Source organism: Mesocryomonas lacus, from assembly GCF_055730135.2.
In genome coordinates, this window is record NZ_JBUZWE020000015.1 from 1 (window position 1) to 18,981 (window position 18,981).

Genomic DNA, 18,981 nt, shown 5'->3' on the forward strand with positions numbered 1-18,981 from the left:
CCCTTGCCCCGGACATGCAGGACGATTGCATCCGCCGTCATACCCTCCTGGATCTCGAAGCTACGGGGGACGACATCACCCCAGTCCAAATTCTTCAGCTCCGTAGGTCGCATGCCGGTGAACCCGGCGATCATGCAGAAGCAGTGGAGCTTGATCCGGTCCAGATAGATACGCTGGTTGCGCCCGCGCTCGTCATCATCCTTGATGCGCTTGCCCGGCTGGTAGTTGGGGTTCTGCTCGAACTCAGCGACCCTTAGTTCGCTGACCTTCTTTAAGTGCGCGAACTCCTCCAGCGTGAAGCCCGGGCGGGAGCGATCCCGGCGGGTTGTATCTTTGGGCGGCTGGATCAGCGGAACCGTCTTAACGAACCCTGTGCGCTTGCCGAACTCAAACAGCTGGCCCAGCAGCCACCCCTCCAGCTTGAGTGTCGCGGGTGAGGGGGACTTCTCCTTCACCGGCCGCACGATACGCGCTGGCGGGCCTGCGTCGTCCTTCTTACGGCGGAAATACACAATGCTCGGGTCTTTCGAGCCCGGACCGGTCAGCCAGAACTCGCGTCGCCAGTCCCAATAGCGCTCGATGTCTGCGGATGTGATGGCGCTCATCAGGCGATCGCCGAAGTAGCCGATGAAAAACCGGCGGATCACCCCGGGGTAGCCTTTGATTTGATAGCCCGGCTTGTCTCCGCGTTCGACCGCGCGCTCCAACCCGGCAATGTAGTCCGCGGCGATGTCGGCAAACTTTTTGTTCGTGACCACCAGTCCGGCCTCAGCGAGGATCCTGCACTTGTGCCATTCCGCCTGTGCTCGGCGATGAGCCTCGGTAAGATCCGCCGTTTTTAGGCTCACGCGACGCTGGCCTTGATCTGGAACAGAGAAGCGGGCGTTGATCTGAGGATTTCCCGGCCGTGTGAACAACTGGTAGTCGTCGCCACTGAAGATCGTCGGCATTAGAGATTTGCCCTGAATGATGCTGATGCTGCGCCATTAACAGCGCACATTATGCAGGGTACTTCCAAGTTATTTGCTAATCAAACGCGCTAGGCCTGCGCTACGTAGTATGACGCGCGAACACTTAAGCTATTATGGTTAAAGACTGCCTGTGCTAGGCTGTGCTAATTGGAAAAGGACGAAACGGCCTAAAGCCATCGCTTTCCGGGTCTGCCGAATTTACCTCTAACTCATTGTAAATGTTGAGAAAATAGTGGTGCCCAGGGACGGAGTCGAACCGCCGACACTGCGATTTTCAGTCGCATGCTCTACCAACTGAGCTACCTGGGCGCCTTGCTGCGGAGGGATGCGGCGGGCCGCGTCCCTCGCGGGTGGTGGCCTTATATGAAGATCATCCGGCGCTGTCCAGCCACTTTCTTCAGGCGAGGGACGGTGATGGCCAGCAACCGGTTCTGGCTTGGTACGCTGCGCGGTCGCCTTGGCGCGCTGCGCCGCCGCCACGCTCCGCTTCCCCCCCCCCCCCGGCCGATGGCCTTGCGCGAGGCTTTTGTCATTCACAGGGATATCGATTGTTTGCACCCGGACCGCTTGCGCTTCGCCCGGGGCTATGTCAGAAGGCCCTCGCTTTCAGCAAAAGCGCTGCGGTAGCTCAGTGGTAGAGCACTCCATTGGTAATGGAGAGGTCGGGAGTTCAATCCTCCCTCGCAGCACCATCATCTACTTCTCGCAGAAATCTCTGAAACGCCGCGCAATAGCCCGTTTCTGAAGATGCGGTACGTTCCCTTACGTTAAACCATTCAACTTGAAACCGGACTGACCCTGTGGTTTTTGCAGGATGCGTCGAGCGCAATCGTCCCGCTCGACAGCGTATGGGATCAACTGGTGTTGTGCCGCTGTAGCATCCGTCGGTGGGGCGGACTTGCCCGGTCGAAGCAAGAGACCCCCAATCCAGGAAGACAGAGCGTTCTTTTTGCACACTTCCGGGCGACTGCGCTCTCGCAAGCTGACCGGTATCAGAACTCGTTCCAGCTTTCGTTCTGACGTTCGTCCGCAGGCATGGCGGCGAGGGCGGTCCTGCCGGGCGTCCGGCGCTGGGCGGGAAGGGGCGGCTGCGGGCGTCGCTTGGCGACCGGTTTTGTCCGGGCGGCGACGGGAGCGCCGACGTCGAAGCGCGCCATCATGGCGGACATGTTTTCCGTCTCCTGCTGGAGGCTTTGAGCGGCGGCGGTCGCTTCCTCCACCATGGCGGCGTTCTGCTGGGTGATCTTGTCCATCTGGTCGGCCGCGATTGTCACCTCGCGCAGCCCCGTCGCCTGCTCAGTCGCGCTCTTGGCGATGCGTTCCGCCATGCCCTTCATTTCGGCAACGCCCGCGACGATCTCCTCGAGGCTCTTGCCCGAGGCCACCGCGAGCTTGACGCCGCGTTCCACCTGGCCCGACGAGGTGGCGATCAGGCCCTTGATCTCCTTGGCCGCTTCGGCCGAGCGCTGGGCAAGGCCGCGGACCTCCTGCGCGACGACTGCAAAGCCGCGGCCTGCCTCGCCCGCCCGGGCCGCCTCGACCCCGGCGTTCAGCGCCAAAAGGTTGGTCTGGAAGGCGATCTCGTCGATCACGCCGATGATGTTTCCGATGCGGTTGGAGGACTGCTCGATCTCGCTCATCGCGCCGATCGCCTCGGTTACCACCGCGACGCCCTGCTCTGCGCACCGCATCGCGGAGGACGCAGCCGTGCTTGCGGTTCGTGCCTCCGCGGCTGTGCTGTTCACCCCTTGCATGACTTCGGACAGCGAAGCGACCGTCTGTTCCAGGGTCGCCGCCTGCTGCTCCGTGCGTTGCGAGAGGTCGGCTGACGCGACGTTGATCTCGTCAAGGCCGACGGCGATCGTGCGGGACGTCTCTCCTACGCGTTCGATCGCGCCACCCAGCGTCTCGGCCGCGCGGTTGAGGTCGTGGCGGATCGATTCCAACTCGTGCGGAACGGCGGCGGTTATCCGCCGGGATAGCTTTCCGTCGGCGAGGTCGCGTAGGGCGGCGCCGATCTCCTCAACGGCCACACGCCGCGCCGTCACGTCCATGACGTACTTGACGACCTTGGAGACCTTGCCGTCGAGGTTTCTGATAGGATTGTAGGATCCCTGGACCCAGACCACCCCGCCGCCCTTGGCGATGCGCTTGAACTCGTCTGACTGGGACTCGCCCTCGCGTAACCGACGCCAGAAGTCCGCGTATTCGGTGCTGGCCGCAAACCCACTGTCGACGAACATACTATGGTGCTTCCCGACGACCTCGCCGAGTTCGTACCCCATCACCCTCAGGAAGTTGGGATTGGCGGTCAGGATGGTGCCATCGGGCTTGAACTCGATGATGGCCTGGGAGCCGATCGCCGACATCTGAGCCGTGAACTCCAGGTTCGCCAGCCGGTCCCTGGCATCTTTCCATTCGACGACGTAGCCCGAGAGCTTGCCCTTCGACCGCAAGGGAGCGACGAGGAGATCGAAGACGTGCTCTCCGACGTGGATTGTCGCGTTGTGCGGCGCCGTCAGCTTTGCCAGCATGTTACGTTGATGGCTCGGCGCCTTGTGAAAGATGTCAATGTTGCTGCCGATTAACTTGTCGACGGCGAATGCAGGCAGTTCGCGCTTCAGGTCCGCCTCGGCGTTCCTCAACAGGGACCGGAGCGACGGATTGAGATATCTGATGTGCAGGTTTGCGTCCGCAAGCATTACCATCGACGCCATTGCGTCGAGCGCAAGGTCTCGGCGGCGCGATGACTTGTCTTTGAGGAGCTCGATTGCCATGGAACGACTTCCTATAATAGAAGGCGGCCTGACCAACTCGTGCCGCAGTGATATATGATAAACATAATCGTCCTGTAGTAGGCTAACATTACATCCGAACGCATTAAAAATTTGATAAAGCTGGTCTGCTGCCGCAATAACTTATACTTAGTAGTGAAATTTGACCTATTATATATTTTGATATTCGGTATTTACTGTTATGTTTATTTTTTGAATCTGCCCGGGCTAGCGAGAGGCATGGCCCATCGGATCGCTGGCGACGATCGTTCTTCTGTTGGGGCCTCCGTTGTAGAGGTCAGTCGTCTGAGTCTCGCTGGGGGGCGTCTGCGGCGCCCCGGACGCCGCCTCCCTGGCGCCGCAACGCTGCAGACCTTGGGGCGAAGGGGCGAGGTGTCGCCGCCGGGTCCGGCGGGTCCGTTCACGATGGAGTTCCCTCGGCTTGTCGGTGGTTTCGAAACCGATTATCACACGCCCGGAAACGCTGCCTGCCGGGCGATCCGGCGAGGCGGCAGGCTTCTCCGCCGGCGGGCCTTAAGGTTCGCGGGGCCGGGTCCATGCTCTCCAGCTGGCGGATAACGCGTCCGGGTGGCAACGAAGCGTGACGAAGGCAGACGACATGTTGCACCTCTTTTTCGCCATTCCCTGCGTGTATGTCATCGCGCGGTTCGTCCTGCCGCTGGCCTTGCCGCTTTGGGCGACCCTCGGCGCGATCCTGCTGCTCCTCGCCGGGGCTGAATTCCATCTCTGGAACCGCCTGTCCTCGGGCTCGGTGTTCTCGCCCGAGTTCCCGCGGGCGCTGGTGATCGCGTTCAACGTGGCTTTCGGCGCCATCCTGTTCCTCGCCGTGCTGCAGTTCGCCCTCGACGTCGGCACCGCCCTTGTCAGCCTCTGGCGCGGGCACTGGATCGGCATCGCGCCGGGCGCGCGGGCGGCGATTGCGCTGCTTGCTTTGGCGCTGGCCGGCGTTGGCGTCAGCCAGGCCATCAAGGTGCCGGGTGTGCGGGATGTGACCATCGCCATTGCCGACCTGCCGCCGCAGTTCGCGGGCTACCAGATCCTGCAGCTGACGGATCTCCACATCAGCCGGCTGTTCGAAACGCCTTGGGCGGAGCAGGTCGTCGCGCGGGCCAATGCGGTCGGCGCGAACCTCATCGCCATCACCGGCGACTTCATCGACGGGACGGTCGAGAAGCGGCGGGCGAACGTCGAGCCGTTGCGCGGGCTCGCCGCGCCCGACGGGGTTTTTGCGGTGCCGGGCAACCACGAATACTTCTTCGATGCGGAAGCCTGGCTCCGGCACTTCCAGTCCTTTGGCATCCGCATGCTCGTCAACGACCACGCGGTGATCAAGCGGGACGGCGCAGGGCTAGTGCTCGCAGGTGTTGCCGATCTTTCGGCCGTTGAGGTCGGCCTTCCGGGGCCGGACCTCACCATGGCACTTGCCGGCGTACCGAAAGGAATGCCGGTGGTTCTCCTGGACCACCAGCCGCGGAATGCGCGAAAGTCTGCCGCTGCTGGCGTGGCGCTGCAACTGTCAGGTCATACCCACGGCGGCATGATCCTAGTCTTCCACTGGCTGCTGGAGAAGATGAACGGTGGCTTCGTATCCGGGCTCTATGCGGTCGACCGGATGAGCCTCTATGTCAGCAACGGCACCGGCATCTGGCCGGGATTTGCCTTGCGGCTCGGCAAGCCGGCGGAGATGACGCGGATCACGCTCCGCCGCTCGTAAGCGTTTCAGAAAGCTCGCTGCCCGCCGTCAGGCGAGATCGAGCGTCTGCCGCTGGATCCGCGCCGCGGCCTCGTCTTCCGTTTCCGCGTCGTCTTGCGGTGCCGGATCCCGGCTGTCCTCGAAAGCGGGGTCGTCGGAATGCCGGATTTCTTCGAGGTCGGGGGTCCGCGGGTTGATGCCGGGGGTGTTGGACATGGCTTCCTCCATTTCACTGAATCAGCAAGCCGGTTCTGCCTGTCATTGTTCCCAGCCCGACCCGCGACTGCCTCGGCGCGCCGCTCAGGGCGGGCCAGTAAAAAGCCCCCTCCGACCGGGTCGGAAGGGGCTGATGGATGGCTTAAACCGTGAGCGTTGTACCGAGCTGAACTTGCGCCGAGACGCTTCAGCGGCTCGGTCGCAAAACCGACCCAAGGGGTGGAATCACCCCTTCTGGGACTAGCGGACCGAGATCACGTCGCCCGAGCGGCGGTCGATGTCGACGCGGATGTCGCGGCCGCGACGGTCGGCGCCCAGCACCGAATAGGTGCGGCGCGACGTCCGGACGTCGTCGACCTCGCGCACGCCTTCGCCGCGGGCGATCCGCACGGCTTCGCGTTCGCTGATCTCGCGACGGTCGCGGCGATCGTCGCGCGGCGGGCCCCGACGGTCGTCGAGCGGCGGTCCGCGACGGTCGCGATCGGGCTCCATGACGCGCACGCCGTCCGGTCCGATGACGATGTTCTGTGCAAGGACGGGCGTTCCGACGGTGACCGCGCCCAGCGCGAGGAGACCAATAGCCCAGAATTTATTTTGCATGGGAATGCCTCTTTTCTGCCGACGCTCTCCGCGCCAATCTTGGTGCACTCTAACCGTTCACGCGACAGTTCGTTCCGCGCGCCCATTGCTTCTTTCACAGGCGTTCGGACGCGTTGCGGGTTTCGCATCCACTCGGTCTTGGGCGCCAATCTCGTTCGAAATTCGGCGAAAACCTATCATGGGTTAGAGAACGGGTTCCCGTTTCGTCTTAGTCTCCTGCGCATGAGGGGAACATCCAGGATGGATTTTGATCGGGACGGCGACCAGGGCTTTCTGCTTGATCTCGAGCGGGCAGCGAAGGGGCTGTCGATCGGCAGCGACGGATCCTCGATCGCGAAGCTTCGCCAGCTCTTCCAGGAGGCGGAGAGCGATCTCGGCGCCTCGGGGCAGACTCTCACCGTCGTTTGCCAGCCGAAGTGAGCCGCTAGCACGGCGTGATGCGGGCTCTCGGCCGAGACCACCTGTCCTCGGGATAGGGCGGAAGGGCGAAACAGGCTGGTTCGACCGGCATCGCCGCCGAGATGGCTTGGCCTTCGCGGGTCGCCTGGGCTAAACCCTCGGAAAGCCCGGCATGGATCCGGCAGCGCAAGCCCCGGGAATGCTCATGGTCGCGACCGATATCGCCACGCGGGTCTGGAACCACACCTTCAAGCTCGACCCGATCGTGCGCAGCCTGCTCGACACCGATTTCTACAAGCTCCTGATGCTCCAGATGATCTGGGGACTCCACCGGGACGTCGACGTGACGTTCTCGTTGATCAACCGGGCCAAGACCATCAAGATCGCCGATGAGATCGACGAGGGTGAACTGCGCGCCCAGCTGGATTATGCCCGCACCATCCGCCTGTCGAAGCGCGAGATGATCTGGCTCGCCGGCAACAGTTTCTATGGCTCGACGCAGATCTTCCGTCCGGCCTTCCTCGAATGGCTCGAGAATTTCGCGCTGCCGGAATACGAGCTTCGGCGGGTCGACGGGCAGTTCGAGCTGACCTTCAGCGGGCCGTGGACGCACACCACGATGTGGGAGATCCCGGCGCTCGCGATCATCAACGAGCTGCGCTCGCGTGCCGCCATGAAGGATCTCGGCCGCTTCGAGCTCGACGTGCTCTATGCCCGCGCGAAAGCCAAGATGTGGGGCAAGGTCGAGCGCCTGAGGCAGCTGCCGAACCTCAAGATCTCCGACTTCGGCACGCGGCGCCGGCACTCCTTCCTCTGGCAGCGCTGGTGCGTCGAGGCGCTGAAGGAAGGGCTGGGGGATGCCTTCATCGGCTCGTCCAACGTGCTTCTGGCGATGGAGACCGACGTCGAGGCGATCGGCACCAATGCGCACGAGCTGCCGATGGTGGTGGCGGCGCTGACCGACAGCGACGCGGCCCTGCGGCAGGCGCCCTACGAGGTGCTGAAGCAGTGGCAGAGCTATTACGGCGGCAACCTCCTCGTCGTGCTGCCGGACGCCTTCGGCACCGAATCCTTCCTGCGCTGCGCCCCGGACTGGCTGACCGAATGGACCGGCTTCCGGCCCGATTCGGCCCCGCCGATCGAGGGCGGGGAGGCGATCCTCGCCTGGTGGAAATCCCGGGGCATTGATCCGCGGGAGAAGCTCCTGGTGTTCTCCGACGGCATGGACGTCGGCGGGATCGAGGCCGCCTACCGGCACTTCGAGGGACGGGTGCGGATGAGCTTTGGCTGGGGTACCAACCTCACCAATGATTTCCGCGACGTGGCGCCGGACGGGCGCTCGGCGTTGGAGGCGATCTCGCTGGTCTGCAAGGTGACGGAGGCGAATGGCCGGCCGGCGGTAAAACTGTCCGACAATCCGGGCAAGGCCACCGGCGATCCCGCGGAGATCGAGCGCTACCGCCGGCTTTTCGGCGCCTCGACGGTTTTTCCCCGTGCGGTGCTGGTTTGAGTAAGGCGTGTCTCGCCACAGCCCGATTTATAGGTCAAACCCGCGCGATAGCCCTGTCGGCACCCCTGTCCTCCCGGCGCGCGCCTCTCGCGGGCCGGATCGCAATCCTGAACCGGAAGGCCCGCCTTCGATGAATGCCCTTGCCCCCGAGACCGCCGCTTCCTTCCCGATCCCGGCCGGCGTCTACGCCGAGACCGTGACCGAGGTGACGCACTACACCGACCAGCTCTTCCGCTTCCGGATGACGCGACCGGAAGGTTTTCGCTTCCGCTCGGGCGAGTTCGTGATGATCGGCCTGCCCAATGCCGAGAAGCCGGTCTATCGCGCCTATTCGGTGGCGAGCCCATCCTGGGCGGAGGAGCTCGAATTCTTCTCCATCAAGGTGCCCGGCGGCCCGCTGACCGAGCATCTGCAGAAGATCGAGATCGGCGACACCGTGCTGATGCGCAAGAAGTCGACGGGTACGCTGGTGCACGATGCGTTGGTGCCGGGCAAGCGGCTCTATCTGTTCTCGACGGGCACGGGCATCGCGCCCTTCGCCAGCGTCATCCGCGACCCCGAGACCTACGACAAGTTCGAGACGGTGATCCTGACGCACACGACGCGCACGCTGGCCGAGCTGACCTACGGCAAGGAGCTGATCGAGGAGATCAAGGCGGACGAGTTGATGAGCGAGTTCGTCGGCGACAAGCTGCTCCTGCATTCGAGCGCGACGCGCGAGGGCGATGCCAAGGGCGAGCGGATCACCACGCTGGTCGAGACCGGCAAGCTGTTCACCGATCTCGGCCTGCCGCCGCTCGATCCCGCCACCGACCGCGCGATGATCTGCGGCTCGATGGCGATGCTGAAGGATACGGCGGCCATGCTCGACCGCTACGGCTTCGAGGAAGGCGCCAATTCCAAGCCCGCGACCTACGTGGTCGAGCGCGCCTTCGTCGGCTGAGCCTGGCGTCGGTCGGGTTCGTCCCGGCCCGTCTGCAGGGCTGGCACTACGCGCCGCCGAAAGCCTTGAAGGCGACGGTAGTGAAGGTGTCGGTGACGCCGTCGATCACCTGCAGGCGCTCGGTGACGAAGCGGCCGAGATCGCTGGAATCGCCAAGGTAGAACTTTGCGAGGAGGTCGAACTGGCCGGAGGTCGAATAGACCTCCGAGATCTCCTCGACGTCCTGCACCAAGGCGTCGGCGACGGCATAGGCCTTGCCGGGTCGGCACTTGAACTGCACGAAGATGGTCTTCATCGAGATGCTCCGGCTGGGCGCTGAGAACGGTCCGCCGTCTCTACAGCATCGGCCGGCGGATCGGTATCGGTTTGCGGGCGCGCCAGTCGCGTGACTCGCTGCGTCGGGGTGCCATTTTAACCTGGGCCCGCATCGAACTTTCACGTTGGCAGACGATAGTTTTGCGCGCCGCTGGTCCGAGTGGGAATGCACGCGATGCGCTTCGGCGGTCGTGGCGGCTTCCATCGTCCGGCCGGGATGTCTATGGCTGCGGCAACGCCTTTCCATCCTCTCCGAAAGATCGCCATGACCCGCCTGACCCTTGCCGATGCCGAAGCGCTCGTCGTCGACGCTCTGATGAAGGGCAATGTCGACCGCACTGTTGCCGGCTCGGTCGCCCGCGCGCTGGTGTCGGCGGAGGCGGCGGGGCAAGGCAATCACGGCCTGCGCCGCGTCGTCGCCTATACCGGGCAGGCGCGGACCGGCAAGGTGAGCGGGCATGCCGTGCCGACCGCCGCCCGGCCGGCGCCCGGGGTGCTGGTGGTCGATGCCGCCGACGGCTTCGCCTATCCCGCGCTCGACATGGCGGTCGACCTCCTGCCCGAGATCGCCCGCAGCCAGGGCGTCGCGATGGCCGCCATCCGCCGTTCGCACCATGCCGGTGTCGCCGGTCTGACGGTCGAGCGGCTCGCCGATCTCGGCCTCGTTGCGTTGATGGTCGCCAATGCGCCGGCGGCGATGGCGCCCTGGGGCGGCCGCACGCCGCTCTACGGCACCAACCCGCTCGCCTTCGCCGCGCCCCTCGAGGGGCAGGAGCCGGTGGTTGTCGACCTCTCGCTGTCGAAGGTCGCGCGGGGCAATGTGATGACGGCGCGGCAGAAGGGTCTGCCGATCCCCGAGGGTTGGGCGCTCGACCGCGATGGCAACCCGACCACCGACGCCAATGCCGCGATGGCCGGCACCATGGTACCGGCCGGCGATGCCAAGGGGGCGGCACTGGCGCTGATGGTTGAAATGCTCGCCGCAGGGCTCACCGGCGGCAATTTCGCCTACGAGGCCGGCTCGCTGTTCGAGGACAATGGGCCGCCTGTCGGTCTCGGCCATATCATCATCGTGCTCGATCCCGTCCGCATCGGCGGCGCCGGCACGACGGTGCGGATGGCCGAGATGGCGACGCGCGTCGCCGACGAGCCGGGCGCGCGCCTGCCGGGCCGCCGCGGCCAGACGGCGCGCCGCAAAGCCATCGAGGAAGGCGTGGACATCGAGGCCGACGTGCTGGCGGCGATTGCCGCTTTGTAGACGGGCGTGACGTCTGCCAGATACAAAAAAAGGCGCCCAGCCAGAAGCTGCGGCGCCTTTTCATTTCGGGAGCGCGCGGTTGGCCGCGCGTCGCTCGTTCCTTAGCGCGAGGCCTGCGCCTGCGGGCTCTGCGCGACGCGCCAGATCGTGTTCGACAGGTCGTCGGCGATCAGCAGGATGCGCTTGTTCGGATCGAACAGCACGCCGACCGGCCGGCCGCGCGTCTCGCCGTCCTTCATGAAGCCGGTCACGAAGTCCGTCGGCTCGCCGGACGGGCGACCCTGTTCGAACGGCACGAAGGCGACCTTGTAGCCCGACGGATCCTGGCGGTTCCAGCTGCCGTGCTCGCCGATGAAGGCGCCTTGCGCAAACTTGCTGCCGAAGCCGTCCTGCGTCGCGAAGGACAGGCCGAGTGCGGCGACGTGCGAGCCGAGCGCGTAGTCCGGCGCAATCGCCGTCTCGACGAGGTCTGGCTTTTGCGGCTGAATGCGCGGGTCGAGGTTCTTACCCCAGTAGCTGTAGGGCCAGCCGTAGAATGCGCCTTCGCGCACCGAGGTCAGATAGTCCGGCACCAGCTGCGGGCCGAGCTCGTCGCGCTCATTCACCACGGCCCACAGCGCCTTGCTGTTCGGCTCAATCGCCAGCGCCGTCGGGTTCCGGATACCGCGGGCGATGGTGCGGTGGGCGCCGGTCGCCCGGTCGATCTCCCAGACGACGGCGCGGTCCTGTTCGACGTTCATGCCGCGCTCGCCGACATTGCTGTTCGAGCCGATGCCGACATAAAGCTTGGTGCCATCGGCGCTGGCCGCGAGCGACTTCGTCCAATGGTGGTTGATCGCCGAGGGAAGCTTGGTGACCTCCTCGCCGGGCGCGGTGATCTGCGTTTCGCCGTCCTGGTAGGGGAAGCGCATCAGCGCGTCCTGGTTGGCGACGTAGACCGCACCGTCGACGAAAGCGAGCCCGTAAGGCGCGTTGAGGTTGTCGATGAAGACCGTGCGCACCTCGGGCACGCCGTCATTGTCGGCGTCGCGCAGCAGCGTGATGCGGTTGCCGCTCTTCACGCTGGTATTGCCTTGTTTCTTGATCACGCCCGCGATGATGTCCTTCGGGCGAAGCGCCGGCGCACTGCCGCCGCGGCCTTCGGCCACGAGGACGTCGCCGTTCGGCAGGACGAGCATCTGGCGCGGAATGGCGAAGTCGGTCGCCATGGCCGAAATAGTGAAGCCCTGCGGGACGGTCGGCACTTCGCCGTTCCAGCTTGCCGGTACCGCGATCTTCATCGGCGGGATCAGCGTCTCGTTGATGCCGGGCAGCTCGGGCTGGCCGCCGGTCTGCTTGAGGCTCGGATCGCTGCTGTCACAGGCGGAGAGAGCAAGGGCGGCCGAAAGGGCCAGCAGAACGGATTTGGTCATCGGGCTACCTCCCACTGAAGGGTACGCGAGTAGAAGATCCAGCCGGCGACAAGGGCCAGCACGGTCGAGATGATGGTGAGGATGAGGCCGACAGTACCAACCGAGCTCCAGCCGTCGCGGGCATGGTGGAAGGCGTTGACAAGGCCGATGATCCACATCACCGCGAGGACGGCGAAATAGACAAGGCGGCCGCGGCTGGCAGGATGGCCGAGCTTGACCAGCCACTCGATCAGTGCCCAGGCGAGCACCAGTCCGCCGAAGACCAGCGCGCCGGCGATCGACCAGCTGGCGAAGTTCGTCCACTGCGTCTCGGCGGTCTTGAGGTAGGCGATGTCTGTCGCGAGGGCCAGGCTGAAGAGGGCAACGGGGAAGCTCAGCAAGATGCCGTGCAGCGCGCTGGCTTTCGATCCGTGGTCTTCGTATGTTCTACTCATTCTCAGCTCCAGCTTGGCTGCAAGTGAACGTCGGTCGCCGCCTTCCCTTGCGGTTTGCGCCTCGGGCGGCGACGAGCAGGAAGGCAGGCGTGACGCGTGTCGGAAATGGCGTTTGGTGTTTCGATGGCGACGAACAGATGTTCCGGTTCGCCTGAGAGGCGATGTAAGGCCGCCATCCGTCTTGGTAAGATCAAAACGGCCCGGCTTCACTATCTTTTGTGATTCCAGCGGGTCAAAGCCGTGGACCGACCGCAGAAGCCCTGCGATGGCGCTTGCAGAATGATCCTGTCATCGGATGACAGGTGGCCGTCCGTGAGCTCATACTTCGGGACATCGCTGCAAGCCTTCGGGGCACGTCGGAAAGTCAGCGCGTCGATGTGAAGATATCCTGTCCGGGCGCGTTGACAGGCTCCCGCGCTGATCGGCCGGGAGGCGCTGAGTAACGTCGGCGGCCTCTTGTCATTCCCGCGCCATGCAGGCCTGCAGCACATGAAAAGAGGTTGATGGGAAAGGTAATCTTCACCCCACCTGCGTCGCCGCCAGCCGCTCCTCGTCCAGCGCGATGCCGAGCCCCGGCGCGTCGGACAGCACCAACCAGCCGTCCTCGGCCTTCAGCGGTGCCGACATCGGGTAGTCGCGGCGGTCGAGCGACCATTCCGGCGGGTCGTAGGGCCATTCGAGCCAGGGCGCCTCGCCGATGCCGGCGGTGAGGTGGGCGTTGGCGGCGACGCCGATGCCGTTGGTCCAGGAATGCGGGGTGAAGGCAAGCCCCGCCTCGCGCGCCATGATGGCGACGCGGCGAAGGCCGGTGATGCCGCCGACGAGGGCGACGTCGGGCTGCAGCACGTCGAGGCAGCGGCCCTCGATCAAGTCGCGGAACTCGTGCAGTTCGCGCGTCATCTCGCCGCCGGCGATGCGGATCGACACGGCCTGGCGAAGCTCCGCCATGCCCCGGCGGTCGGCCCGGTGCAGCGGCTCCTCCATCCAGTAGATGCCGAGCCGCTCGAGTTCGCGGGCCACCTGGAGCGCGTCCTTGTAATTCCAGGGAGCGGACGTGTCCCAAGGCATGCGCCAGCCCTGGTTGCAGTCGACCATCAGCTCCAGCCCATCGCCGACCCGCGCGCGGATCGCCTCGAGCGCTTTGACGTCCTCGCGCCAGCCGAGGCGGCCGCCGGCGGAGGAGGTGAAGCGCACTTTCATGGCCGGAAAGCCCTCGGCACGAAAACGCTCGGCGGTCTCGGCCATGGCGCCGTGGTCGCGCAGCACGCCGGAGGAGGCGTAGAGCCGGACGCGGTCGGACCGGCCGCCGAGCAGGCGCCAGACCGGTTCGCCGGTGACCTTGCCGGCGAGGTCCCAGAGCGCGAGGTCGACCGGCCAGCAGCGTCCATTGTGGAACTGCAGGTGCGACAGCACCTCGTAGTGCCGTTCCAGAAGGCGCGGGTCCTGGCCGATGAAGAGGTCTTCATGCCCCTCGAAGCCCAGCATCAGGTCGCCGGAGCCGACGCCTTCGCGGCCCTCATCGTCGCGGATGCGGACGATGGCGGCGTCGAAGGCGGTGCGCGGACGGCCATCCCAGCTCGCCTTGAACGGCGGGTCGAGCGGCAGCCGGTGGCGGGTGATCTCGATCGCGGTGATCTTCGACATGTCAGGCGGCCTTTCCGGGCGCGGTGGCCAGCAGCAAGGCGGCAAAGGCCTCGATGTCGCTGTCGCCAATCTCGCGCACCGTGGCGGCGCGCATCGGCGCCTGTCCGGGCGCACGCATCGCGCCGGCGAGTTGCTCGGCGGTGACGCCGGCGAAGGCGTCGGGCAGCACGCGCTGGAAGCCGCACTGGTCCATCAGCGCGCTGACGAAGCCGGGGAGGTAGGCGACGGAGACGAGGCCCGCTGCCTCCGCGGCGGTCTGCATGTCGTGCGTCCCTTGCTCGGCGAGCCAGGGGAGCGTCGCCTCAAAGGCGAGTGCGGTGGCAAAGCCGTGGTTGACCGGCGCGATGCTGGCGAGCGCATGGCTGATCATGTGGGCGACGGCGGTGCCGCACTGGTCGATGGCGATGCCGGCATAGCAGGAGCCGAGCAAGAGGTCGCCGCGGGCCTCAATGTCGCCGGGCTCGGCCACGGCCCGGGCGAGGGCGCCCGCGATCAGCCGGATCGCGGCATGGGCATAGAGCTGTGCGCCCCGATGGGTCTTGCGGTTGGTCGCGGCCTCGAAGGCATGGATGAAGGCGTCGAGCCCGCAGGCGGCAGTGAGCGCCGGCGGCAGGCTGACGGTGAGCGCAGGGTCGAGCAAAGCAAGGTCCGCCTTGGTCTCGGGGCCCCAGATCCAGACCTTGTCGCCGCTGACGTCGGAGAAGACGGAGGTGGACGAGGTTTCCGAACCGGTGCCGGCGGTGGTCGGGATCAGGATCTTCTTCAGCGGCTCGGCCGGCAGCGGGTTGATGGCCAGCGCGTAGTGCATCGGGTCGGCCTCGCCGACGGCGAGGCAAGCGGCGACCTTGGCCACGTCGAGCGCCGAGCCACCGCCGATGCCGATGACCAGCCCGGCGCCGCGCGCGGCCTCGCCGGCGGCATGGAGGTGCGCGGCCTTCGGCTCGCCGGAAATCTCGCCGTAGACCGAGGCGTCGATGCCATCCGCTGCAAGGTCGGCCTGCAGCCGGGCGACGCAGCCGGACTGGACCAGGAAGGCGTCGGCGACGATCAGCGCCCGCCGGGACGGATCGAGCGCCAGCGCCCGGGCGCCGATCTGCTGCAGGCTGCCCGGCCCAAAGACAATTTCCGGGACGGCGGCGGCATTGAACGTCATGGACAAACCTCTTGCGCGATGCCGGGACGAGCGCCCGTCGGGACGGAGCGTGTCAGGCCGCAGCCCGCCGCGTCAATCGCCGAGTGCGACACCCTCGCGTCGCGGATCGGCACCGCCCTCGAGCCCGCCCGGCGTGATCTCGATCGCGTGCAGCCCCGAGTTCAGCTCGCCGGTCTTGGTCTTGAACCCGGCCGCCTGCAGCGGCGCCGCGAGTTCGGCGGCCGGCGTGCCGGCCTCCAGCTCGAAGGTGCCGAAGCGGTTGAGGAGATGCGGGGCGGCGACCGCCGCTTGCGCGTCCATGTTCCAGTCGATCATCGCGATGAGGCCTTGCGCGACGAAGCCGATGATCGAGCTGCCGCCGGGCGAGCCGATGGCGATCACCGGGCGTCCGTCCTTCATGACGATGGTTGGCGCCATCGAGGAGCGGGGCCGCTTGCCGGGCTGCACGGCATTGGCGACGGGGCGGTCGTCCTCCTGGGGGGTGAAGGAGAAATCGGTCAGCTCGTTGTTGAGGAGGAACCCGCCGGTCATCAGGCGGGACCCAAAACCGTTCTCGATCGTCGTGGTCATCGAGACGACGTTGCCGGCCTTGTCGGCGATGACGAAATGGCTGGTCGAGGGCAGTTCGATGCTGGCGTCGTCGCCGCGCGCAGGGACGGTGCCGGGCGCAAGGGCGGCATGATCCCAGCGCGGCTCGCCCGGCATGGCCGCGGCCTGCGGCAGCGCCGTCTCGCCGGCGATGAGCTTGGCGCGGTCCGCGAGATAGGCCTTGTCGAGGAGGCCGGTCGGCATCGGCACGAAGTCGGTATCGGCGACGTAGCGGCCGCGGTCGGCGAAGGCGAGGCGGGAGGCGTTGCCGATCAGCGTCCAGGCCTTGGCGTTGTCCGGGCCGAGCGCCGCGAGATCATAGGGTTCGAGCAGGCCGAGGATCTGACCGACGGCGATCGCGCCGGAGGAGGGCGGCCCCATGCCGCAGACGTCGTAGCCGCGATAGGCGGCGCACACCGGCGGGCGCACCGTCAAGCGATAGGCGGCGAGGTCGGCGAGCGAGAGCGTGCCGGGATTGGGGGCGTCGGCGATGGTCTCGCCCGACGCGACCGTGTCGACGATCCCTTGCGCGACCGGGCCGGAATAGAAGCCCTCAGCCCCTTGGTCGCGGAGGCGCTCCAGCGTTTCGGCGTATTGAGGGTTCTTCAGGATGTGGCCGACCGGCCAGGGCTGGCCGGCGGGATCGAGGAGATAGGCGCGCAGCGAGGGCGAGCGCGCGAGGTCCGGGTCGGCAAGCAAGGTGTTGAGGCGTTGGGTGACGGCAAAGCCGTTGCGGGCGAGGTCGATGGCGGGCTGGACGACGCGGCGCCAGGCGAGGTCGCCGGCGCGCAGGTGCGTGTCGTAGAGCAGCCGGACGGTGCCGGGCGTGCCGACTGAGCGGCCGCCGACGACGGCATCGAGGAAAGACAGTGGCTTGCCCGCGGCATCGAGGAAGAGGTCGGGCGTCGCCCGCGCCGGCGCGGTCTCGCGGCCGTCGACGGTCTCAAGCGTCTTCGTCGCCGCATCGTAGCGCACCAGGAAGGCCCCGCCGCCAAGGCCCGAGGATTGCGGCTCGACGAGGCCGAGCACCAGCTGCACCGCCACCATGGCGTCGACCGCATTGCCGCCGGCGCTGAGGATGTCGCGGCCGGCCTCGGCGGCGAGCGGATGGGCGGCGACAACCATCTGCGACTTCGCGCGGACCAGCGTCTTGCCGGCGATGGCCGAGGCGGCTTCCGGCGCTTTCGCGTCGGCGGCCTGCTGGGCTTGGACCGGGCTCGCGAGCAGCGTGAGCGCTAGGACGAGGTGGGATCGGCGCATGGACGTCTCCTTTGCCGCTGGCTGGACCGGCGTGTCGTCAGGCTCTGCAAGCCGGCGCCGGCTGTCAACGCCGGGAGGCGCCGTCACGGAGAGGATGCCCCCCGCGTTTTGCGGGGGGCGGAACGACGGCCGCGGGATAATTCGGGGCGGCTGCGATATAGGCTTTTCCTTCGCCGCCGAACCGGTCTAGGCTCCCGGCGGGCACCGACCGGCCGCGTGGAGGCGCAGCCGGATCAATGAAATCAAGGAGGTACGTCGTGGTAGCACGGCTAATGGGCGCGCTCGTCGCGCTCTTGATTCTGCCCGGCCTGGCACTGGCGCACGGGCCCACCCGCCAGAAGGTGACCGAAACCATCGAGGTCAACGCGGCCCCGGCGAAGGTCTGGGAGCGGATCAAGGAATTCAACGACATGTCCTGGCACCCCGACGTCGCCAAGACCGAGGGCGCCGGCGGCAATGCCGTGGAGACCGCGCGCCTCGTCACGCTGAAGAGCGGCGGCGAGTTGGCGGAGTCGCTCTACAAGTACGACGCGGCCAAGATGATGTATGCGACGCTGCTGCCGCACGTCGACGTCAAGGTGCTGCCGGTCACCAACTATTCCTCCTACCTCACCGTGAAGCCCGGCAAGACGCCGGAGACGTCGACGGTCGAGTGGCGCGCCGCCTTCTACCGCGGCGACCCCAACGGCAATCCGCCGCCGGACCTCAACGATGCCGCCGCGATCAAGGCGGTTTCCGAGTTCGCGCAGAAGGGGCTCGGCGGCATCAAGCAGGCGGCCGAAAAGGGCTCCTGACGTGACGCGATCGGCTCTCGCCGCGCTGGCTCTCGCCGTCCTGGCGGGGCCAGTGCAGGCGGGAGACACCGCCTTCGTCACCAACCAGTCGAGCGATAATCTCTCGATCGTCGACCTCGAGACGATGGCGGTGACGAAGACCATCCCGATCGGCGGCAAGCCGGCCGGGATCGCGGTGACGAAGGACGGGCGCCGGGCCTTCGTCACCTCGCCGGATTCGACCGAGCTCTCGGTGGTCGACACCGGTTCCGGCGATGTGATCCGGCGCATCAAGCTCGCCGGCGGGCCGCTCGGCATCGCGGTGCATCCCTCGGGCGTACCGGTCTACGTCGCCGATTGGTACGAGCACGAACTCTTCGTCGTCGATCCCGAGACGGGCGAGATCACCCGCCGCGTCGAGGTTGGCCAGTCGCCGTCCGGCGTCGCCGTCTCGGCCGACGGCAAGACCATCGTCACCGCCGACCGCGACTCCAACCAGATCTCGATCATCGATGCGGCGACGCTGACGGTGACGGGGACCGCTGTGGTCGGCGAGCGGCCCTTTGGGGTCAGCTTCTCGGCCGACGGACGGCAAGTCTACACCGCCGATGTCGGCAGCGATTCGGTGACGGTGGTGGATCTCGCAAGCCGCAAGGCGGTCGGCACCGTCAAGGTCGGCCTGCGGCCCTACGTCACCGCCACGGCGAAGGGCAAGGTCTTCGTCACCAACCAGTATGCCGGCACCGTCAGCGTCTTCGACGCGGCGACTTTGGCGGTGGTGAAGACGATCGAGGTCGGGGAATATCCGGAAGGGATCGAGGCCGGCAGCGGCGAGGATTTCGTCTACGTCGCCAACTGGTTCGACAATCTCCTGATGAAGATCGATACGGCGACGCTTGCCGTCGTCGGCGAGGTCGAGGTCGGCGACGGACCCCGGGCTTTCGGCCAGTTCATCCGGCGGGAGAAGTAGGCCGTTGCAGGGGCCGTGGGCCACCGTGACATCCTGCCGGGCTGCTT

At 66.2% G+C, this 18,981-nt stretch carries 17 protein-coding genes and 2 tRNA genes; 8 read left to right on the forward strand and 11 right to left on the reverse strand.

Annotated features, from left to right (window positions below; genetic code table 11):
- Both ACZLZY_RS20620 and ACZLZY_RS20625 read right to left on the reverse strand, forming a co-directional pair.
- Positions 1-950: hypothetical protein (locus ACZLZY_RS20620; protein WP_472935932.1), on the reverse strand; the 950-nt coding region annotated here is incomplete at its 3' end.
- Positions 951-1,204: 254 nt separating this feature from the next.
- Positions 1,205-1,280 (reverse strand) — tRNA-Phe (locus tag ACZLZY_RS20625).
- 308 nt (positions 1,281-1,588) lie between these two features.
- On the opposite strand from ACZLZY_RS20625, the gene ACZLZY_RS20630 reads away from it, so the two are divergent.
- Positions 1,589-1,663, forward strand: a tRNA-Thr gene (locus ACZLZY_RS20630).
- 300 nt (positions 1,664-1,963) lie between these two features.
- Here ACZLZY_RS20630 and ACZLZY_RS20635 read toward each other — a convergent pair.
- A complete protein-coding gene (locus ACZLZY_RS20635) occupies positions 1,964-3,748 on the reverse strand; it encodes a methyl-accepting chemotaxis protein (RefSeq protein WP_472935933.1) in 1,785 nt (594 codons plus the stop codon).
- 616 nt (positions 3,749-4,364) lie between these two features.
- On the opposite strand from ACZLZY_RS20635, the gene ACZLZY_RS20640 reads away from it, so the two are divergent.
- Positions 4,365-5,480 (forward strand): metallophosphoesterase, encoded by a 1,116-nt coding sequence (locus ACZLZY_RS20640; protein ID WP_472935934.1) that lies wholly within the window; start codon positions 4,365-4,367, stop codon positions 5,478-5,480.
- Between the two features lie 27 nt (positions 5,481-5,507).
- Here ACZLZY_RS20640 and ACZLZY_RS20645 read toward each other — a convergent pair whose 3' ends face one another.
- Together ACZLZY_RS20645 and ACZLZY_RS20650 are read right to left on the reverse strand one after the other, a co-directional pair.
- Complete coding sequence (locus tag ACZLZY_RS20645) at positions 5,508-5,675, reverse strand: hypothetical protein (RefSeq protein WP_472935935.1); 168 nt, start codon at positions 5,673-5,675, stop codon at positions 5,508-5,510.
- Positions 5,676-5,915: 240 nt separating this feature from the next.
- Positions 5,916-6,275: a PepSY domain-containing protein gene (locus ACZLZY_RS20650; RefSeq protein ID WP_472935936.1), complete on the reverse strand. Its 360-nt coding sequence runs from the start codon at positions 6,273-6,275 to the stop codon at positions 5,916-5,918.
- A 240-nt stretch (positions 6,276-6,515) separates the two neighbouring features.
- On the opposite strand from ACZLZY_RS20650, the gene ACZLZY_RS20655 reads away from it, so the two are divergent.
- The 3 genes from ACZLZY_RS20655 to ACZLZY_RS20665 all read left to right on the forward strand — a co-directional run bounded on the left by ACZLZY_RS20655 (position 6,516) and on the right by ACZLZY_RS20665 (position 9,127).
- Positions 6,516-6,695 carry a hypothetical protein gene (locus ACZLZY_RS20655; RefSeq protein ID WP_472935937.1) on the forward strand — a complete coding sequence of 60 codons (180 nt, stop codon included), beginning with the start codon at positions 6,516-6,518 and terminating at the stop codon, positions 6,693-6,695.
- A 184-nt stretch (positions 6,696-6,879) separates the two neighbouring features.
- A complete protein-coding gene (pncB, locus tag ACZLZY_RS20660) occupies positions 6,880-8,184 on the forward strand; it encodes a nicotinate phosphoribosyltransferase (RefSeq protein WP_472935938.1) in 1,305 nt (434 codons plus the stop codon).
- Between the two features lie 130 nt (positions 8,185-8,314).
- Entirely contained in the window at positions 8,315-9,127 is an 813-nt protein-coding gene (locus ACZLZY_RS20665) for a ferredoxin--NADP reductase (RefSeq protein WP_472935939.1), read from the forward strand.
- A 46-nt stretch (positions 9,128-9,173) separates the two neighbouring features.
- Here the strand turns inward: ACZLZY_RS20665 and ACZLZY_RS20670 are convergent, their stop codons facing one another.
- On the reverse strand, positions 9,174-9,422 hold the full coding sequence (locus ACZLZY_RS20670) for an Lrp/AsnC family transcriptional regulator (RefSeq protein ID WP_472935940.1): 249 nt from the start codon (positions 9,420-9,422) through the stop codon (positions 9,174-9,176).
- Between the two features lie 285 nt (positions 9,423-9,707).
- On the opposite strand from ACZLZY_RS20670, the gene ACZLZY_RS20675 reads away from it, so the two are divergent.
- Complete coding sequence (locus ACZLZY_RS20675) at positions 9,708-10,700, forward strand: Ldh family oxidoreductase (protein WP_472935941.1); 993 nt, start codon at positions 9,708-9,710, stop codon at positions 10,698-10,700.
- A gap of 101 nt (positions 10,701-10,801) precedes the next feature.
- Here the strand turns inward: ACZLZY_RS20675 and ACZLZY_RS20680 are convergent, their stop codons facing one another.
- The 5 genes from ACZLZY_RS20680 to ggt form a co-directional block, all read right to left on the reverse strand.
- Complete coding sequence (locus ACZLZY_RS20680; protein ID WP_472935942.1) at positions 10,802-12,112, reverse strand: PQQ-dependent sugar dehydrogenase; 1,311 nt, start codon at positions 12,110-12,112, stop codon at positions 10,802-10,804.
- A complete protein-coding gene (locus ACZLZY_RS20685) occupies positions 12,109-12,546 on the reverse strand; it encodes a DUF2231 domain-containing protein (protein ID WP_472935943.1) in 438 nt (145 codons plus the stop codon). Before ACZLZY_RS20685 ends, ACZLZY_RS20680 begins: the two co-directional genes overlap by 4 nt.
- A 519-nt stretch (positions 12,547-13,065) precedes the next feature.
- Positions 13,066-14,190, reverse strand: a complete 1,125-nt coding sequence (locus ACZLZY_RS20690) for a mandelate racemase/muconate lactonizing enzyme family protein (RefSeq protein ID WP_472935944.1) — start codon at positions 14,188-14,190, stop codon at positions 13,066-13,068.
- Between the two features lies 1 nt (position 14,191).
- Positions 14,192-15,343, reverse strand: coding sequence for an iron-containing alcohol dehydrogenase (locus ACZLZY_RS20695; protein ID WP_472935945.1), 1,152 nt, complete (start codon positions 15,341-15,343; stop codon positions 14,192-14,194).
- Between the two features lie 72 nt (positions 15,344-15,415).
- Entirely contained in the window at positions 15,416-17,191 is a 1,776-nt protein-coding gene (gene ggt, locus ACZLZY_RS20700; protein WP_472935946.1) for a gamma-glutamyltransferase, read from the reverse strand.
- Positions 17,192-17,427: 236 nt separating this feature from the next.
- On the opposite strand from ggt, the gene ACZLZY_RS20705 reads away from it, so the two are divergent.
- Both ACZLZY_RS20705 and ACZLZY_RS20710 read left to right on the forward strand, forming a co-directional pair.
- Positions 17,428-17,985 carry an SRPBCC family protein gene (locus tag ACZLZY_RS20705; protein WP_472935947.1) on the forward strand — a complete coding sequence of 186 codons (558 nt, stop codon included), beginning with the start codon at positions 17,428-17,430 and terminating at the stop codon, positions 17,983-17,985.
- Between the two features lies 1 nt (position 17,986).
- On the forward strand, positions 17,987-18,934 hold the full coding sequence (locus ACZLZY_RS20710) for a YVTN family beta-propeller repeat protein (protein ID WP_472935948.1): 948 nt from the start codon (positions 17,987-17,989) through the stop codon (positions 18,932-18,934).
- Positions 18,935-18,981: the final 47 nt, after the last annotated feature.